This is a genomic window from Halobacillus andaensis (assembly GCF_014636475.1).
Classification (GTDB): Bacteria; Bacillota; Bacilli; order Bacillales; family Halobacillaceae; genus Halobacillus_A; species Halobacillus_A andaensis.
In genome coordinates, this window is sequence record NZ_BMEL01000001.1 from 902489 (window position 1) to 920672 (window position 18184).

The 18184-nt window shown below is 41.0% G+C and carries 15 protein-coding genes and 1 riboswitch; of the genes, 4 read left to right on the forward strand and 11 right to left on the reverse strand.

Annotated elements, in window-relative coordinates; translation table 11 throughout:
- Positions 1–57: 57 nt before the first annotated feature.
- Entirely contained in the window at positions 58–411 is a 354-nt protein-coding gene (locus IEV27_RS04660) for a hypothetical protein (protein WP_188376279.1), read from the reverse strand.
- A gap of 172 nt (positions 412–583) precedes the next feature.
- Between IEV27_RS04660 and nfsA the strand changes: the two genes are divergently transcribed.
- The 4 genes from nfsA to IEV27_RS04680 all read left to right on the forward strand — a co-directional run bounded on the left by nfsA (position 584) and on the right by IEV27_RS04680 (position 3844).
- A complete protein-coding gene (nfsA, locus tag IEV27_RS04665) occupies positions 584–1321 on the forward strand; it encodes an oxygen-insensitive NADPH nitroreductase (RefSeq protein WP_188376280.1) in 738 nt (245 codons plus the stop codon).
- A 21-nt stretch (positions 1322–1342) separates the two neighbouring features.
- On the forward strand, positions 1343–2092 hold the full coding sequence (locus IEV27_RS04670; protein ID WP_188376281.1) for an NAD-dependent protein deacylase: 750 nt from the start codon (positions 1343–1345) through the stop codon (positions 2090–2092).
- A gap of 173 nt (positions 2093–2265) precedes the next feature.
- Entirely contained in the window at positions 2266–3261 is a 996-nt protein-coding gene (locus IEV27_RS04675; RefSeq protein ID WP_188376282.1) for an aldo/keto reductase, read from the forward strand.
- Between the two features lie 97 nt (positions 3262–3358).
- Entirely contained in the window at positions 3359–3844 is a 486-nt protein-coding gene (locus tag IEV27_RS04680) for a DUF456 domain-containing protein (protein ID WP_188376283.1), read from the forward strand.
- A 40-nt stretch (positions 3845–3884) separates the two neighbouring features.
- Here IEV27_RS04680 and IEV27_RS04685 read toward each other — a convergent pair whose 3' ends face one another.
- The 10 genes from IEV27_RS04685 to phnF all read right to left on the reverse strand — a co-directional run bounded on the left by IEV27_RS04685 (position 3885) and on the right by phnF (position 17931).
- Positions 3885–4352, reverse strand: a complete 468-nt coding sequence (locus IEV27_RS04685; protein WP_188376284.1) for a helical membrane plugin domain-containing protein — start codon at positions 4350–4352, stop codon at positions 3885–3887.
- The gene (gene fdhF / locus IEV27_RS04690; protein WP_188376285.1) at positions 4345–7296 is read right to left on the reverse strand and encodes a formate dehydrogenase subunit alpha; all 2952 of its coding nucleotides are present in this window, start codon (positions 7294–7296) and stop codon (positions 4345–4347) included. Before fdhF ends, IEV27_RS04685 begins: the two co-directional genes overlap by 8 nt.
- Positions 7297–7717: 421 nt before the next feature.
- Positions 7718–9796 (reverse strand): methyl-accepting chemotaxis protein, encoded by a 2079-nt coding sequence (locus IEV27_RS04695; protein WP_188376286.1) that lies wholly within the window; start codon positions 9794–9796, stop codon positions 7718–7720.
- Between the two features lie 58 nt (positions 9797–9854).
- On the reverse strand, positions 9855–11054 hold the full coding sequence (locus IEV27_RS04700) for an MFS transporter (protein WP_188376287.1): 1200 nt from the start codon (positions 11052–11054) through the stop codon (positions 9855–9857).
- 68 nt (positions 11055–11122) lie between these two features.
- Positions 11123–11710: a DUF2087 domain-containing protein gene (locus tag IEV27_RS04705; protein WP_188376288.1), complete on the reverse strand. Its 588-nt coding sequence runs from the start codon at positions 11708–11710 to the stop codon at positions 11123–11125.
- Between the two features lie 451 nt (positions 11711–12161).
- Entirely contained in the window at positions 12162–13025 is an 864-nt protein-coding gene (locus IEV27_RS04710; protein ID WP_188376289.1) for a DUF1028 domain-containing protein, read from the reverse strand.
- 1160 nt (positions 13026–14185) lie between these two features.
- Positions 14186–15634, reverse strand: a complete 1449-nt coding sequence (locus tag IEV27_RS04715) for a phospholipase D-like domain-containing protein (protein WP_188376290.1) — start codon at positions 15632–15634, stop codon at positions 14186–14188.
- Positions 15635–15737: 103 nt separating this feature from the next.
- Positions 15738–16313: an energy-coupled thiamine transporter ThiT gene (gene thiT, locus IEV27_RS04720; protein WP_188376291.1), complete on the reverse strand. Its 576-nt coding sequence runs from the start codon at positions 16311–16313 to the stop codon at positions 15738–15740.
- An 82-nt stretch (positions 16314–16395) separates the two neighbouring features.
- Positions 16396–16496: riboswitch (TPP riboswitch) on the reverse strand.
- A gap of 69 nt (positions 16497–16565) precedes the next feature.
- Positions 16566–16991 (reverse strand): universal stress protein, encoded by a 426-nt coding sequence (locus IEV27_RS04725; RefSeq protein WP_188376292.1) that lies wholly within the window; start codon positions 16989–16991, stop codon positions 16566–16568.
- Between the two features lie 214 nt (positions 16992–17205).
- The gene (gene phnF, locus IEV27_RS04730; RefSeq protein WP_188376293.1) at positions 17206–17931 is read right to left on the reverse strand and encodes a phosphonate metabolism transcriptional regulator PhnF; all 726 of its coding nucleotides are present in this window, start codon (positions 17929–17931) and stop codon (positions 17206–17208) included.
- Positions 17932–18184: the final 253 nt, after the last annotated feature.

Genomic DNA, 18184 nt, shown 5'->3' on the forward strand with positions numbered 1-18184 from the left:
TTAATCCTTATAAAAAGAGTTTTGACTTACGGCTAAACAAAATAAAAAAGCAGAATATCAGGCATTTGAGCCATCTACTCTCCTTTCGATAAACATGCACACATCTCCAATTGTTGAAAACCTGTCAAACTCTTGATCTGCGGGGAGTGTCTCTTTTAAGTCAATATCGATATTCCAATATTGAATTAACTCTTCAAAAGCAGTAAAAAAGGAGGTGTGATCCCCTTTAAACAAATCATAGAGGGACGTATCAGTAGTAATATACTCGAGAGGATTATCATAATACACAACACTATGACGCTGAACATACGTAACAGTGGACAAGAAAATCTCATAAACAATATTCTCTTTCGTTACTTTTTTCATTTCTTTTTTGGATTTGAATTGGTCAAAGTCGAATACATCTGCCATTTCCCCCACCCCTTTTCTTTCTCTTTTCATCAATTTCTCGTTATAATAATAATTCTACCTCAATCGACAGAAACCCTTTAAAGCGATAAAAAATTATTAAAAGGTTAAGAGAAGATTTTTGAAAGAATGATGTGTTATTCTATCAACGAAATGACCGAAGGGAGTGCTTTGAATGAATCAAACCATCGATACACTGCTCAACCACCGCAGTATTCGTCAATTTAAAAATACGAAACTAACAGATGAGCAGCTTGACTACATTATTCGCTCAGCACAGCAGGCCTCGACCTCCAGTTACATGATGGCGTATACCATTATAGGTATAACAGATGCAGAAAAAAAAGCAGCTTTGGCTGAAGTGAGCGGTCAACCATACGTTAAAGACAATGGTCACCTTCTTGTATTTTGTGCGGACTTACATCGTCAAACTCACTCCGCAACAAGTGAAGACTATAACCAGATGGTCGACAACCTTGAAAATAGTGAACATTTCCTCGTATCTGCGATTGATGCTGCATTAGCTGCCCAGAACGCTGCGATTGCTGCAGAGTCAATGGGGTTGGGTATTTGCTACTTAGGAAGCTTACGGAATCATCTCGAACGAGTCGATGAACTGCTCGCTTTACCAACTCACGTGATTCCCTTATTTGGTATGGCGATTGGAGAACCCGCCCACCAGCCCGAACGTAAGCCGCGATTGCCAAAGTCTGCTATTTATTTTGAAAATGAATATCAGCCTCATGATGATGCTATTCAGACGTTTGATGATCAGATTGCGGAATATTATCAATCCAGATCCTCAAATAACCGGAGTGATACGTGGACTGATCAAATGCATCGACGTTTTAAAAAGACGATGCGCATGGACGTAACTGACCTTGTTCAGAAAAAAGGATTCAATAAACGGTAAAGAAAGTCTGGTGTTTTCTACATGAAGAACCAATTGAAGCAGACGGCTGAGCAGCTTGCTCAGGCTCGTCACGTTGTTGTCTTAACAGGAGCAGGTGTTTCTACAGCCAGCGGCATTCCTGATTTTCGATCAAACGAAGGATTATGGGCACAAGACTTTAAAAGAGAAGATTATATGTCTGTTGATTATTATAATTTTGATCCAGTCGATTTTTGGATAAAATATAAAGAAATCTTTCGCCTTAAGCTATTACAACAATATGAACCAAACGTGGTGCATCATTTTCTTAAGCAACTAGAAACAAAAGGTCGCCGCATCTCAATTATTACGCAAAATGTGGATGGCTTGCACGCCCAAGTGAACAGCTCTAGAGTAGTAGAGTATCACGGCTCATTAAATAAAGCGACTTGCCCTCATTGCCAAGAAGCTTACACGATGGAATATGTTCTTGCCAATGATACTCCGCAATGCAAGGAGTGTAACACCGTTTTAAAACCAAACGTTGTTCTATTTGGTGATTTGATCACAGCCCATGACGAAGCAGAAGCTCTAATCGATGAAGCTGATTTCTTACTTGTACTAGGCACCTCTTTGCAAGTCACACCTTTTAGCTTTTTGCCCGAATATGCATCAAGTCGAAACATCGCTTCTACGCTTATTAATAAAGAAGCAACGATAAAAGATCGTGTATTTGATCAAGTCATTCTTGGAGATTTAAGCGAACTGATTCCAAAATTGCAAACCGAGTTAAAAAACGTGTCTTCTTTTTAGGAGTCACGTTTTTTTATTGGAATGAGTGATTAATTTTTAATTTGATATTCTTCTCTAATGATCTTATTTCCCCTTTTCATAGTCGCAGCACCCACTTGGTGCACACCAGAAGGTTAAACACCCTTCCAACAGGGTAGACTCCTTATGAATCTATTTATGATGGAGGTATTTTAGTGGAACATATAAATGTAAGTCAGTCTGATTTAACAGCTAGCCGCATTGGTCTTGGGACATGGGCCATTGGAGGCTGGATGTGGGGTGGAACCGATGAGAAGCAATCCATAGAAACGATCCATGCCGCTCTTAATAAAGGCATTAATTTAATTGATACAGCCCCTGTTTATGGGTTCGGTGAATCCGAAGAAATCGTGGGTAAAGCTGTTCAGCAGTATGGAAAGCGTGAGGATATTATTTTAGCAACAAAGGTAGCTTTAGATTGGCAAAATGAACAGCCTTTCCGTAATGGAACGAAAGAACGAATTCACCAAGAAGTCGAAGATTCTCTTAAACGACTTCAAACCGATTACATTGATGTCTATCAAGTCCATTGGCCGGATCCGCTGACACCCCTTCATGAAACAGCAGAAGCCCTGCAATACTTGTATAAACAAGGAAAAATTAGAGCGATTGGGGTCAGCAACTTCTCACCAGAACAAATGGATGTTTTCAGAGAAGCAGCTCCCATTCACACACTGCAGCCGCCGTATAATTTATTTGAGCGAGATATAGAGGAAGACATTCTCCCTTATACCCAAAAGCATGACATTACGACCATCTCATACGGTTCTCTATGTCGTGGTCTTCTCTCTGGTAAAATGACGAAGGATCGTTCCTTTGAAGGAGATGACCTTCGAAACAATGATCCTAAGTTCCAGCAGCCGCGATTTGCACAATATTTAAATGCTGTAGACGAACTAGACCAACTAGCGAAAGACCGTTTTAATAAGAGAGTCATTCATTTAGCCATTAAATGGGTATTGCAGCAGCCTGGTTCTGGCATTGCCCTGATGGGGGGAAGACGCCCAGATCAATTAGATCCAGTAGATGAGGTCAGCGATTTCACCATTGATAAAGATACGATGAAAGAGATCGATTCAATTTTAGAAAAAAACATTAAAGATCCAGTTGGTCCCGAATTTATGGCTCCTCCTACAAAACAAGATCTATAATCGTTGTATGCCCGAGCTTTTTCTAAAGTTCGGGCATCTATTTTTGGTAAAATAAAACTAGTCGTACGTATGACGTATGAGATAGGAGGCTGATCGTGTGGATTTTATCCTATGGATAGTCATTGTACTTTTGTTTCTTGCCAGCTTTGCCAGTTTAATCTTTCCCATTATTCCGGGTCCTCTAGTTTTATGGCTCGGCTTTCTCGCCTATCATTTTTTCATTAATAATGCCGGCCTTAGTCTTATATTTTGGATAGCTATGATTTTATTAACCATTTTGTTGATTGTATCTGATATCATTGCCAATAGTTATTTTGTGAAGAAATATGGCGGCAGTAAATGGGGAGAACGAGCGGCAGCGGTCGGAGTTATTGCAGGTTCATTTATCATTCCTCCGTTTGGAATTATCCTCGTACCCTTTGTCATTGTCTTAATTGTCGAGCTTCTGCAAAAAAGATCGGCTGAAGAGGCTGGAAAAGCAGCTCTAGGCTCTTTATTTGGATTCTTAAGCGGCAGTGTTGCGAAAGTTTTGATTCAATTATTTATGATTGCTTGGTTCTTAGTAGAAGTTTGGATATCATAATAAAAAAGGCGCTTCCCTTCAATGGAAAGCGCCTTTTTTACTATTGTCGTCCCATTCCTTTTAAGAACTGCATCATCATCGTAATGCTGCGGTTAATTTCAGGGTCTTTCAGGGCCTTAGCCAAATCAAAAATGGTCGTTTTTTGATCTACAGCTGTATCATTCATTTCTTTAATGCCTTCATTCAGACGATTGGTTGTCTCTCGCACGGTTTTGACATCTAAGTCTCCCAACATAAACACAATTTCAGGGAGATTCTCAAGCAATTGTGCATATTGATCTTTGCTAATCTCATCCACCACATATTTTAAAGCCTTTTTCTTTGAATGAGAAAACGCATAAGCTGTATCTAATGTTCCTACTTCATCTAATGCGCTTAATAGCTCAATTCCTTTTAAAATAGCTTCTTTATTTTCAGTTACAGCCTCTCTTACTTCTTGTAAATCGCGTTCCTGCTGCTCTTCTTTAGAAATTTCTAACCTTTTAATATTTGTGATTGATTTAGCCATCTTTATTCACCTGATCCCCTGGGAATACATAATCATTACGCTCCCACTTATTTTCAACATTTACGCTAATTTGCGGTACAGGATTTCCTCGGCGGTGATTATTTGGCGGAATCGGAGATTTACCCTCTTTTCTCATAACCTCCATACGTACAGCAATCTCTTTATATGCCGGCGTATTGGTATCTTTATCCACTCGATTATCGGTAAGGAAGTTAACAGCCGACTTCCCATTTGCGCTCATAGGAATAAATAATTCTTTTCCTCTTACACGGTCAGTCACGGTAACGACCCCTGTCGCTTCTCCGGCTTCGGAAATCAGTTTCACTTCTGCACCTTCGCGAATATCTCTTTCCGTTGCAAGCTCAGGAGAGACTTCCACAAACGGATTAGGTGTATTCCGAGCGATCCCTTCCACTTTATAAGTCATATTACCTTCATGGAAATGTTCAAGAAGCCGGCCATTATTCACATGAAGATCGTACTTCTCTGAAGTGTCGTACTCTAATTCAAATTCTAATGGATAGAACCTGGCCTTGCCGTCTTCAAATGGGAAGCCTTCTTGGAAAAGAAGAGGTTCGTCTGTGCCATCTTCATGCACCGGCCATTGTAATGAATGGTATCCTTCTAAGCGTTCATAAGACACGCCGGCAAATAATGGAGCTAAACTAGCTGCTTCCGCCATAATTTCAGATGGGTGCTCATAGTTCCAGGCTCCTCCCATTTCTTGCGCAATAAGCTGAAGGATTTTCCAGTCAGGCTTTGCTCCTGGAAGGGGGTCAAGTGATTTGTATAAACGCTGGATGCGACGCTCCGTATTTGTAAATGTTCCTTCTTTTTCTAAACTCGGTGCTGCTGGTAACACTACATCTGCGTATTCAGCAGTTTTTGTCAAAAATAAATCTTGAACAATAAACAAATCAAGCTTTTCAAATGCATCCGTCACATAGTTAATATTGGCATCTACAATGCCCGTGTCCTCTCCTATTACATACATGGCACTTAAGTTGCCTGCATGAATGGCTTCAATCATTTGGTGATTGTCTTTTCCTGGCTCTTTAGGAATCGTGCAGTTCCAGGCTTGTTCATAGCGAGCTCGAACTTCATCATCTGTCGTTTCTTCATAGCCCGGGAAGAAGTTCGGCATGCTGCCAAAGTCACTGCAGCCTTGTACATTATTGTGGCCGCGCAATGGATAGGCTCCACAGCCTTCTCTACGATAATTACCTGTAAGAAGCAATAAATTGGATATGGCTGTACTCGTATCACTGCCGCGCATGTGCTGCGTCACACCCATTGCCCAGCAAATTGAAACCTTATCTGCTTTTGCAATTTCTTCTGCTACTTCAATTAACTCTTGTTTTGGTATGCCAGTTAATTCAGAAGCATATTCCATTGTGTAAGGTTCAAGACTTTCGCGATACGCGTCAAATTCGTTAACCCATTCTTCGATGAAGTTTTTATCTTCTAACCCTTGATCAAGAATATATTTTGATACTGCTGAAAGCCAAACCAAATCTGAACCGGATTTAGGCTGATAAAAACGGTCCGCTCGTGTAGCCATTTCATGCTTACGTAAGTCAAAGACGAATAGCTTTTGACCAAATAGTTTCTGAGATCGTTTAATACGGGAAGCAAGAACAGGATGAGACTCTGCCGTATTCGAACCAATCGTTAGGACTAAATTCGCTTTAGCGATATCATCAATTGACCCCGAATCACCGCCATGGCCAACTGTTCGGAATAATCCTTTAGTCGCCGGGGATTGACAGTAACGTGAGCAGTTGTCTACATTGTTCGTACCAATGATTTGGCGAGAAAGTTTCTGCATCAGATATGATTCTTCGTTTGTTGCTTTGGAAGAAGAGATGAAACCTAAATCATCAGAACCTCTTTTCTCTTTAATTTCAGTCATTCGTTTTGCTACATAGGAAATGGCTTCATCCCATTCCACCTCATGGAACGTGTCATCACGACGAATTAGAGGTTTAGTTAAACGTTTCTCGCTATTGACATAATCCCAACCAAACTTCCCTTTCACACACGTAGAGATTCCATTTGCCGGTGATTCTGCATTTGGTTCTACTTTTAGAATATGGCGGTCTTTTGTCCATACATCAAATGAACAGCCTACCCCACAATAAGTACAAACTGTTTTCGTTTTCTTAATACGTTCTTCACGCATCGCAGCTTCAGAATCAGATACTGCAAATAACGGTCCATAACCCGTCTCTACTTTCTTCGTTAGTTCGATCATCGACTTTAGCAGACCCGGTTCCTGATCCGTTAAGAAGCCAGCTTCTCCTTCCATCCCTTTTTCCATCATCGCATTACATGGGCATACCGTTGAACATTGCCCGCAATTTACACAAGATGACTGATCAATCGGCACGTCATTATCCCAAATGACACGGGGCTGCTGACGTTCCCAGTCAATCGTCAATGTTTCATTCACTTGAACGTCCTGGCACACTTCTACACAACGGCCGCATAAAATACACTGATCCGGGTCATATCGGTAAAATGCACCAGAATCGTCACGGTTGTATGGCTTTTCCTGGAAGGGACGAGACTGATGTTCTAATCCAAACTCCGCCATCGTATTATGGATTTCACAATCACCATTATTGTAATCACAAACGGTGCAATACAGCTCGTGATTTTCTAATATACGATCTAGAGCTTCTTTTTGAGCCATTTGTACTTGTGGAAGCTCCGTTTGCACTTTCATACCTGCTTCTACTTTTAACCCGCAAGCTCTCTGCATTTCGCCATTCACTTGAACGACACAAGTGTCACAGGTTTGAATCGGACCTAGTGATTCGTTATAACAAATTTGTGGTACATTTTCACCTGAGGAATTAATAAGATCCAGCAAATTTTGTCCTGGATCAGCTAAAAATTCCTTTCCATTTATCGTTACTACGGTGTGGTCTCTCTCTAGCAAAAATAACCCCTCCTAATGAATCTCTCTTCTTCACGCAGCTTGTTGATCACTCACTCTTCGTGCTGGTAAACTCTTCGGTTGTGCGGTGCTCAAAATAGTAAAATGCTTTTAACGACGCTCTTTATGGAACGCTTTCATAAAGCATTGAAAATAATGAATGACTTGCTCATGAAAAGGTCCAGCTCGTTACGTAACAAGAACCTAACGATAGGTATTTAATAAAATAGGCTCCTGAGATGCTGATTTATGTAAGCTAAGCCTTATTTTTGTTGATGTGCACAGACAATTTTATCTTTTTCGTCATATGCCCCCTTATTTTTCAGATATAGTAACATTTAACCTTTTTTTCAATTCATCAAACATCATTACTTGATCACAATAAAAAAACTTACAGTCTACTTTTAGACTGTAAGTTTTTTTACTAACCTGCTTTCTGTTCGTTATAGCTGCCTTCTTCTTGATTCATAGGTAATAGAGCTGGCTGGCTCGCAGATTCATCCAGCTGAAAATTCTTTAATTCATTTTCCATTGAAGCAGCAACTTTTTCTAGATCCTCAGCTAAATGGTTAAGCTGTTCCATAGCGGCATTGCTCTCTTGAACAGAGGCGGAAACTTGTTCAGCAGCTGCCGCCGTGTCTTCCGTCACCGTACTAATGCCATCGATATTTTCCAAGAGCTGGTCCTTCTGACTGTCCATTTGCTTCATGGAAGAAATAATTTCGTTAATCGCAGCTACATTCCCCGACACATTTTCAAATATATCCGTAAACGATTTCTCCGTTTCATTAACAGACACTTCTTGATGTGACACCACTTCTCCTGTTTCTTCAATTAATCGGACAATATCTTTTGTACGATCTTGCATGTGCTCAATCATTGAAGCTACGTCTGTTAATGCTTTTTCTGATTGTTCGGCTAATTTACGAACTTCTTCTGCCACCACTGCAAAGCCTTTCCCTGCTTCTCCAGCACGAGCTGCTTCAATAGCTGCATTCAGAGCCAACAAGTTTGTTTGGCCTGCAATTCCAGAAATGGTACTTACCACTTGGTTAATATTATCCGAACTATTTTGTAAATCTTCAATCGACTCTCGCATTTCATTCGTCATCGACGTCGTTTGATTAGAATGATTCCGGAGTTTTTCAACGATTTCTTTCGCTTCTTCTGACTGATTCAAAAGCTGATCTGATTTTACTTTAATAGATTCACTTTGCCCAACGACTCCCTTAATGGTATGAGCCAGCGTTTGAGCAGACTGAACACTGTAGTCCATTATTTCCGTTTGACTTTGAGCACCTGACGCAATTTCCTGAATGGCTCTCGATATTTCATGAGCAGCAGCTGCATTTTCTTCTGAGTTGGCGACCACATTCTCGGAAGAACTGCTTACCTGATTAGATGAATGCTTCACCTGATGAATGAGAGAGCGTATGGATAGAATCATTTGATCAAAATCCCGTGACAGTTCCCCAATTTCATCGTTTCGATCAATGTTTGCCTGAATCGAGAAGTTGCCTTTACCAGCCTCACTCATAGATCGTTGCAGTTGTTTGATGGGTTTCGTTAAATAACGGGTTAATAATATAGCAATAATTAAAGAAAGGACGATCACTCCCACGAGGACAAGTACAATCGGTAATATAATAGAATTGGCTTGTGATACGAAGTCAGACACTTGTACTGTTCCTACCATTTTCCACCCTGTTTTCTCATTGGTCGCATAAGCTACGGTTTGCTCGCCTCCATTATCATACTGATAGGATCCGGATTGATTACCCATAACCTCTGCATAAAATGGTTCTCCTTCAGCGCTCGTGCCGATCAACTCTTCGTTAGGGTGAGCGAGATATACCCCAGTATCACTTAAAAGCATAGCGCTCCCAGTTTCCCCAACTTTTACATCGTTTATCATTTCAAACAGCGTATTAACGGTAAAATCAATCGCAAACACCCCGGAAATGGTACTACCATCTTCAATAGCTCGTGCCGCACTCACAATCGTATCGCCCGTGGCCGCATCTTCATATGGTTCCGTCCAGATGACTTCACCTGCTTGTTCTTCTGCTAGTGTAAACCAAGGACGAGTGGCAGGGTCATAATCATCTCCTAAGTCAGCCTCCGGATAAATAAACATATTTTGTGATTCTTTTTCTCCCATATAAATGTTTAAAATATAGGGATTAGCTGCTTGAGTCTCTCCAAATCGATCCAAAATTTTTTCCCTGTTTTCATTTGGACTTTGTAATGTATCGTCTTCCGCATATCGATTCGCATTGTGACTTATACTGTCAAACAACGTATTAAACGAATCACTCATAGACTCCATCTGTTGTTCCACATTGTTCGTCATGGCTGAAGTGGTGTTGGTTAAACTGAACCAATAACTTGTTCCGGCCACTACTACTCCTGTTAATAAAATTAATAATAGGAACGGATACAGAAACTGACGCTGTATTCTCTTTGTAAAAAAATCTTTGAAACCTGTTCGTTCTTTTCTCACCTTGCATCCCCCTTTATGTAACTACTCCTCTCTTTATCGGCTCAATTAGCTTGTTTTTTTATAGAATACTAGTTTTTTCTAATAAAACCTTTTTTCTTAGCGTAAATAAGAAGATGACACATAAAGCAGCAATAGCAATATTCAACATTCCCCCTATCATTCCCACCCAACGTGGAGAATAAAGGTCAACGAGGATGCCTGCTGCCAACATAGCTAACCCTAATTGAGTATTAGTCAACGATTCTAGAAGTCCAAAGACCCTGCCTTGATGTTCAGGCTTGGTTCGACTCATTACGATCGTGTCTAAACAAGCCGCACTCACTCCCCCAACCGCAGAAATGAGAACGAATAAACAGGCAGCCAGCCAAATCGACGGGGAGACACTAGCTGTAATTTGCATAGCACCCTCCATACCAACAGCCATTACTGCGAGCGACAACATCCTCTTTTTAATTAGACTTGTTATATAAAAACTTAGGACGAGACCTGCTCCTAAAGCTCCATATAAAAGACCAATTCCTAAATCACCTAATTGAAATGTCTCAGCACCATATAAACTAATCAACACGTTAAATATTCCGTCGGTCACTGGAGTTAAAAGTTGAATGATGATAACGGTCCAAACGACGAACCCAACTTGATTCCAGCTTTTTTCTACTCCAGCTTCTTCCTTAATGTTTGATGAAGTTGAGGGCGTGTCAGGCAGCTTTTTAAGAAACCAGGCAGCTACTAGAAATGTCACGGCATTTAAAATAAACGAAACCTTTTCGCCTAAGAAAAAAGCAACGACACCCCCTGAAATGGACCCTAAAATTAGAACAACTCCTACTATTACCTGTTCTAAAGCATTTACTTTTGCTAATTGATTCTTTTTTACAATTGATCCGATGGTGCTTTTTCGCACAGGCTGATAGAAGGCCTCTCCACAGGCTAATACGGCAACACCCACATAAAGAATCCATAATTGTTCACTCGATTCGACGAATAAAAAAATTAAGGCAAATGGAAAGCGAATTAAATCTGTTACGATCATTAACATTCGTCTATTAAACCGATCAGCAAGTTTTCCGCCTAATAATGAAAATATTAAATAAGGAACCACTCGTATTCCCATAACGAGGCCCACTAAAAGTCCTGACCCCGTTATTTCTAAAACAAGTGCCAGTACGGCAACTTGACTGAACCTGTCGCCAATTCCATTGACGATTCCGGCACGAAATAAATAAAGGTATGAAGGGAAATGATCAAACATCACCATTATCTATAAACTCCTTAGATACTCATCTAATTAGATTGCAAAAAATGAACCTGGCGAGGTACCAGGCTTTACCTTTTAACCACAACAGGCCACATTTCTTCTGGGTTACGTTCGTATTGATTGTTTTCTCGATACATGAATTGCTGCATAATCCATTCTCGTCTAACTGTAGCATAATCGTTATAAAATTCTTTAATGTACTCATTTATTTCTTTTTCGCTGTAAACTTTCCCTTTCTCAAGTCCTTGGACATAATAGGAAAGAACCACGAGTTTTTTCTTTAACTGACTTGGCATTTGACGCAGGGTTCCCTCCCGGTTAATAAAATTACGCAAGATTTTCACTTGCTCTGTATCAGTGACGTCGAGCTCTTTCTGCTTCACTTCATCATCCCCTAGTCTTAGAATTGCTGTGGCCATAAACTCTAGTCTTTTCTCGTCTAAGTAATAGTAGATTGTGTTTTTATCTCGTCGCGAATATAGCATGCCAGTTTCTCTAAGTTTTTTTATATGATGAGTAATGGTGGGAGCTCGCAAACCGAGTTTGTGAGCAATTGCCTGCCCGTGGAGAGGGCCATTCTTCAATAACGATACAATCCGCAATCTCGTCGGATCTCCAACTGACTTATAGAAGTTAACCATCTTATCTAATTGCATATTTTCACCCCTATATATTAGATATATATCTAATTAGATGATAATTGAATTAATTTTCTATGTCAAAGAAAAAAACTGCTATTAGGGCAGTTCCAGGCTGTTGAAAAAGCGCCGCTTTCCGCAAGGCAAGACGGAAAGTCTCCTCGGTCAGCGACAGTGACTGCCCTGTTGCAAACGCTGTTTTCATAACGGCACAGCTTGAGTAAATTGTTTTTTCAGTGATCTATTTCGAAAAAGGGTTGTAGGAAACGGCGACACTCCTGGGGGAGATACGAATAAGGTGTGCCTCCGTAAGGCTGATAAAGCCTGAGGAGGCACACCATCCGCCCCGGAAAGGGAATCGTTTCCTCCAACCCTTTACTCTTCCTCATGCAAGAAATGTGGTCGAGGTAAAAGAGAGAACTAAGGTTTCTCTACAAACGGAAAACTGCCATTAAGGCAGTTTTTCTACTCATCCATTCATTTGTTTCAGATAGTCCACGACTTTCGTGTCAATATAGCCTCGTTCTTGCTCCCGCTCTTCGAAATTCTCTGTATGAAGGAACGTCGTCAGACCTTCATAAAATAGCTGATCGTCAGCTGTAACCGAATTCAAATACCCTGCTTTGTTTAACTGAACGGCTACTTCCTCTTTTAATGATCCTGTTAATGCTACGATTTCTTCTGGCTTGGACTTTGCAAAATACAATTGATGCAATTCATAAATGCGCTCGAGTTCTTCGATTGGCTCGGGGTGATCATCAACCCGAAGATCAACTAATACATCGCTTGACGCACCGTAACCTGCTTTTTCTTTTTCAACATAAATGGCAGCTGATTGTTTACCTCTGCTGTCTCCTCCAGCTTGCTGGGCAGCTTTTAATCCGGCCAGCAGACGGTCAGCCAGGCTGCCTTCACTTTTTTCAAATGTTTTGCCCATTTCCGTCACCGTTTCTTTATTAACTAAAATGTTTCCTTGGGCTGCGTAATGCTTGCCTGTTACTCCCCCTGCCCACTCATAACAAGATTCACCTGTAAAAGTAGCTGCATTTCCTTTAGCATCGACCACTCCTACTTGACGGTCGTCTGCTCCTTCGTCGTGTTTAATCAGCTCATCAATCGTTTCTTGAGCAGAAAGACCTTCACGTAAGTATTTCAAACCATCAGGACCATAAGAAGGATTCGCAAATGCCTGAGTAGCGACTGCTCCCACCCCTGCTTTTGCCCAAGGGACTACAGAACCCACTCCTAAGAACTTTGATTGTACAGCAACGCCTACTTCACCTGTTTCTGGATCAATGCCAACAATAGAAAAAGTTGCGATAATTTTACTCAAACCTATCCACTCCTTTCCCCTTACATTCGACAGAAAAAGATAAAAACCTTTTACAAAAAAGAGGTTCCTAAAAGGAACCGCCCAGGCTGTCGAGAAAGCTTGGAAGATCACGGTATATCATGGTTCCTCCATTAGAATCTTCGGAAAAGGAACAGGAAAAAGCGCCGCTTTCCGCGGGGCAGGACGGAAAGTCTCCTCGATTTGCGATCTCCGGGGCCTCTCCTGTCTGCTCGTCCCGCAGGAGTCGTCACTTTTACCGTTCCTTTTATTATAATGTGTGTTTTGGAACCATCGTATAATGAAGGAACTTCAAAGGAGCAAGGGCCCTTCCACTCCTGCGGAAGAACGAGTGAGCCGAGATCGCCGAGCGTGGGTTTTGCGAGGAAGCTCGGGCGCTCGTCCGCGGAAAGGGAAGGATCCTTAGCTCCTGGTGGCAAGAAAAATGCTTGTAGAAAATATGTTTCTCTTTTACCTCGACCGTATAAACATTTCTTGCATAAGGAAGAGGAGAGGATTCTGTTCCTTACCTCCAGACTAATGCAGGAACCAGAGGATGAGGCCATGCCCCCGGAAAGCGAGTATTTTGAGGCCACTGAAAAAGTCCTGTCTAATCTTAAAAACCCTCACAAATTGCTTTTCGGTGGATGCTTGCCGCGAGCACGGCCTCAGCTAACTTGGTCAAGAAGTTCACTTGACCAAGTGGATCTTCGGCTCGCGCTGTTCCCGCGACGCACCGGACGTGCTAGTGTCGATGTTGGCCACAGGACGTGGCCGGTTTTAATCGATCAGGCGTCACCCCCGAACGCTCATCGTGGCATCAACAGAGATCAATCTAAAACCCCTTCATATGTTCAAATATCTGTTCCTAAAAACCATCTACACGTTGTCTCGCTAAAGAACGATATAAGATGGAAACGAATCGTTAAACTTATGAAGGATAGAAGGAGCTTAAAAGTTAAAAGAAAAGCGGCCTGTGTGGAAATTAAATTCCATGCAGACCGCTTTTTAAATTCTAACTTTCATAGACCTTTAGTTTTTCAGTGGCCGCAGTATTTTACGGAGCGGCGTACATTCGATGTAATATAAATAATCCGAACTGATTTCAATAAAATCATTCGGATTATTTTATGCTTTAGTTAGTTTTGTCCCGTCCTGTTTGATTAATACGTAGTAAACCATGTCCATTTTTGTAAATGATAGGTCAAGTATCGGACGGTGCTTAAATTATCCTGATATTCCTCATAATCGGCCGTATAATTTCCGTCTTCATTTTCCCAGATCCTCGTGAAATAATCATTCACTTCAGTAAATACTTCTTCATTCGGATCACCTTTAATTCTTACATCCGCTTCTAGATTTAAGTTAGCTAAGTTTCGTCTCGTGTAGTTACCTGATCCGCTGATAATTACATTTTCGTCCTCACGATCAACATACAACGTTTTTAAATGAAATTGTTCCATATTCACGTCATACCATTTAAGATTTAAGTTGTCATTACCTAAGTTATTCATCTCAGCCGCGATTGGCAAGTTAGGGAGTCCGGACTTTTCATGTCCAAACGATTGTTTATTAGGGTCCATCACAATATTTACAGTCGCTCCTCGATCTGCTGCCTTGTCTAAACCATCAATAATGTGACGATCGGCTAAGTAATACATCCCCAGCCACACATAATCTCCCTCTTCTGCTTTTTCAAGCTCTTCAATGGCGGCATCCTTTATTTTCTGCTCAGTAATGTATTGAACTTCAAGAGGGCCTTCTTCTTCACCAAAATCCTTGTTCTCATAATCCGGATAATCAGCTTCCCCGGAGAAATGAACGACCGCTTCTTCAGCTTCTAACATATCCTTAATGATGGGGCCGGTCATCTTAAAAGCTACATTTTCATGAAATCCGCTCTCATCGTGAGGATTCGCTGAAGATACCATCGCTGCATTCTCAGTAATAAGCACCTTGCGATGATTCGCTTTTACATTTAATAACTTTAAATAAGAGCGCAGGGTTACGTCAGGGGCATCACTCGCAAATGGATTGGAAATCCATCCATCTCCGCTTGTGCCCATCCAGCTAAAAAATATCCTCCATATACTCGAATAGACAGGGTTAGAATCTCTTAAACGATTTAAATCAGTAAGAACGACATCAATATCATGATCTCGCAATCGATCAATCTCTTCTGATTCATATGATCCATAAACGGTGTTGATTTCATCTGTAATAAATACCACTTGTAAATCTTCATGCTCTTCTTTTTGTTCAATCAAACGATCCGTCAGTTCCTCAGCTATGTTTGGAAATTCCTCACCATCATCACTATACCCATTGAATAAAAACATATCGATGACTATAAATTCTTCCGCTTCTGCGATCGTCTCATACATTTCCTCAAATATTTCGAGCTCATGAACGACATCTCCATTTTCGTCTTCATAAGTTAGATCTTTATAAAATTCGATATCCTCTACGTTGCGAAATTGACCTTCGTAAGCCATTCCTTCAGGAAGGCTCTTCCACGACGTGTGATAAGCTATCACAAACGCAAGAATAATAATAAATCCAACAAGCACCCAAAACCACTTTTTCTTATGTAGATTCTTTAGTTTTTTCATCTCGTGCCCCCTCTTAGCTATCTTATATGATTCACTTCATAGAAAGCAACGAAACCTATAAAAAAAGCAGTCCGCGCCACGGGAAGCGCGAACTGCTTTTTATTCACGATGCTCTCTGAATGAGCAGAGAGGGACGTTGAACGAACAATAACCCTAATACAATGGAACACAAAATGAAGGTTGGCAGCATATAGCCGCCATTGTACGTTAAAGAATACAGCCAAACTGGTGTGCCTTCAGGTGCCATTGTCCCGTAGAAAGCAATTCCAGCGATAAAATGACCAATAAAGCGGAACAAGCTGCCTACAAATGCACCAATTACAATCCAGGTGACTAACCGCTTGTAGTGACGAGCGGCAGCTGCCTCCCAAACCGGCTTTGCGAACACACCTGCCAGTCCAATAACACCAAAAGCTACGATATAGTCAAGTATGGTCTGAACAGGTGTAACAATATAGGCGCCTACTAATATTTGATAAAAACCTAGCAACAGGCCTGTTACTACTCCGCCACTTACTCCCCAGCGAAAAGCCATAATGAAAACAGGCACCATCGCAAAAGAAATAGATCCACCTTGAGCCCATAACTTAAATGATAAAAACGGTAATACATCCAATAATATCGCTAATGCAGAAAAAATGGCTGCTTCTACTAAAAATAACACTCGTTTGTTTCTCATTTTTGTCTCTCCCCTTATTTAAAAGACACAAAAAAAGCAATGCCAAAGGGAAGCTTCCTGATGGAGGAATCCCGTGCATCGCCATCAAAAAAGCCACCATCCCTACGCCAGTACTAACTGACAGGTTCGAAGGGTCAGAACAAATTGTTCACTCTCAGCACTAAGGCTCCCCTTGAAGGCTTATTATTTCGTTTGCTTTTCTTGCTATAATTTCATTATAAATGATCGTTCAATTCATGACAAACTTTACAGTCAGGGTACAATGGTGACCGGTACTTCTGTAGATTGCAGCACATTATAACTTACGCTACCTAGGATGGCGCCTTTTACACGTCCTACTCCCCGCGTTCCCATTACAATCAAACGAACGTCATCATTTGCTGATTCTTCAAGAATGACTTGATCTGGAATCCCAATCCTTTTTCTAAAGGTATGAGGTACATCATGCCCGGCTAAAAACTCTTCCGCTGCTTCAAAGGATTGACGTGCAGCCTCCTCCTGATATTGCTTTACTTGGTTTTGCCCAGTGAATTTTCGAACGTTTCTCGTGTTATAGTCGAACTGCACGTTTAAAATGATCAGTTCATACCCCACTTCTTCTGCAAACGGAACCGCATACTGAAGAGCACGTATCGAACTAGGTGATGCGTCAAAAGGTACGAGTATTTTTTTATTCATGGCAACCCCCTCCTCACCTTTATTATACTTAATTTCCACTCACTAATGAATACTCGTATTGTTGATATTAATGAATTTTTGGTGATAAAAAGAGTTTTCCGATTCAAAAACGCACAATTCGATAATATCAAGCAAACATCGTTACAATCCGCGTCACACTTCGTGGCGACATGCTGATAGACGGCTACCAATGTTTTGCCCATTGCTAGAATTTCTATCCTCTAAACATGTCCGTAATGAATTTATAACGATCTGCACGATAATCCGATATGACCACTTCAAACGGCGATCCGTCTGATAAATAACTGTTTCTCTCAATGTGCAACAAAGCTTGACCCGCTTCGACACCAAGTAAATCCGCTTGCTTTTCCCCAGCGATTACAGCTTCAATCATTTGCGTAGCTTTTTCAATCGTGTATCCTTTGTCTTTCTCTATGTAATCGTAAAGAGACTTTTTTACAATGTCTTCTGTAAGGTCAGGGAACTTACGAACAGATAGATATGTTGTCTCAATAGCCATGGGTTCTTGATCGGCGTAACGGATTCGATCAATTTTAACTACTTGGGAGGAAGATTCTAGATGCAGCTTTTGTGAAATCTCGGCAGGGGCGGTTTTAATTTGTAAAGATAGGAGCCTGCTTTCTGGTTTCATGCCTCTTGACTTCATATCTTCTGTAAAACTCGTCATGCCTTGTAAAGGCTGAGCAATTTTTTCCTCAGCAACGAAAGTCCCTCTCCCTTTACGGCGATAAAGAATACCTTCGTTAACAAGATTGGTAATGGCTTGCCGAACAGTCATCCGGCTCACTTCATAACTCTCTGACAGCTCTCTTTCAGAAGGTATGGCTTCCCCTCGTTTAAATTCTTCATTAGCAATTCTTTGCTTTACATTTTCCTCTATTTGATAATACATGGGCAGGGGGGATTGTTTATTTAACACGAAACTTCCTCCTTTTCTTCTTTCAACCTATTGAGACGAATCATAATTGATTCCGGTAAGGACTCAATTATTTCCCGGGTGATGAAATGATCATTTTAAACTGAAGCAATAGGAAGCTCGAGGGCTTTCGCTATTAAAAAGTGAATCCGAGCCATCGCACATTCTTTAACGTTTATCCATGATGATAAGAAAATCCTCGAGTGTTGTATCCTTTTATCTATTAATGTCCGTTCTTATGGAGTATTCCTCCTTC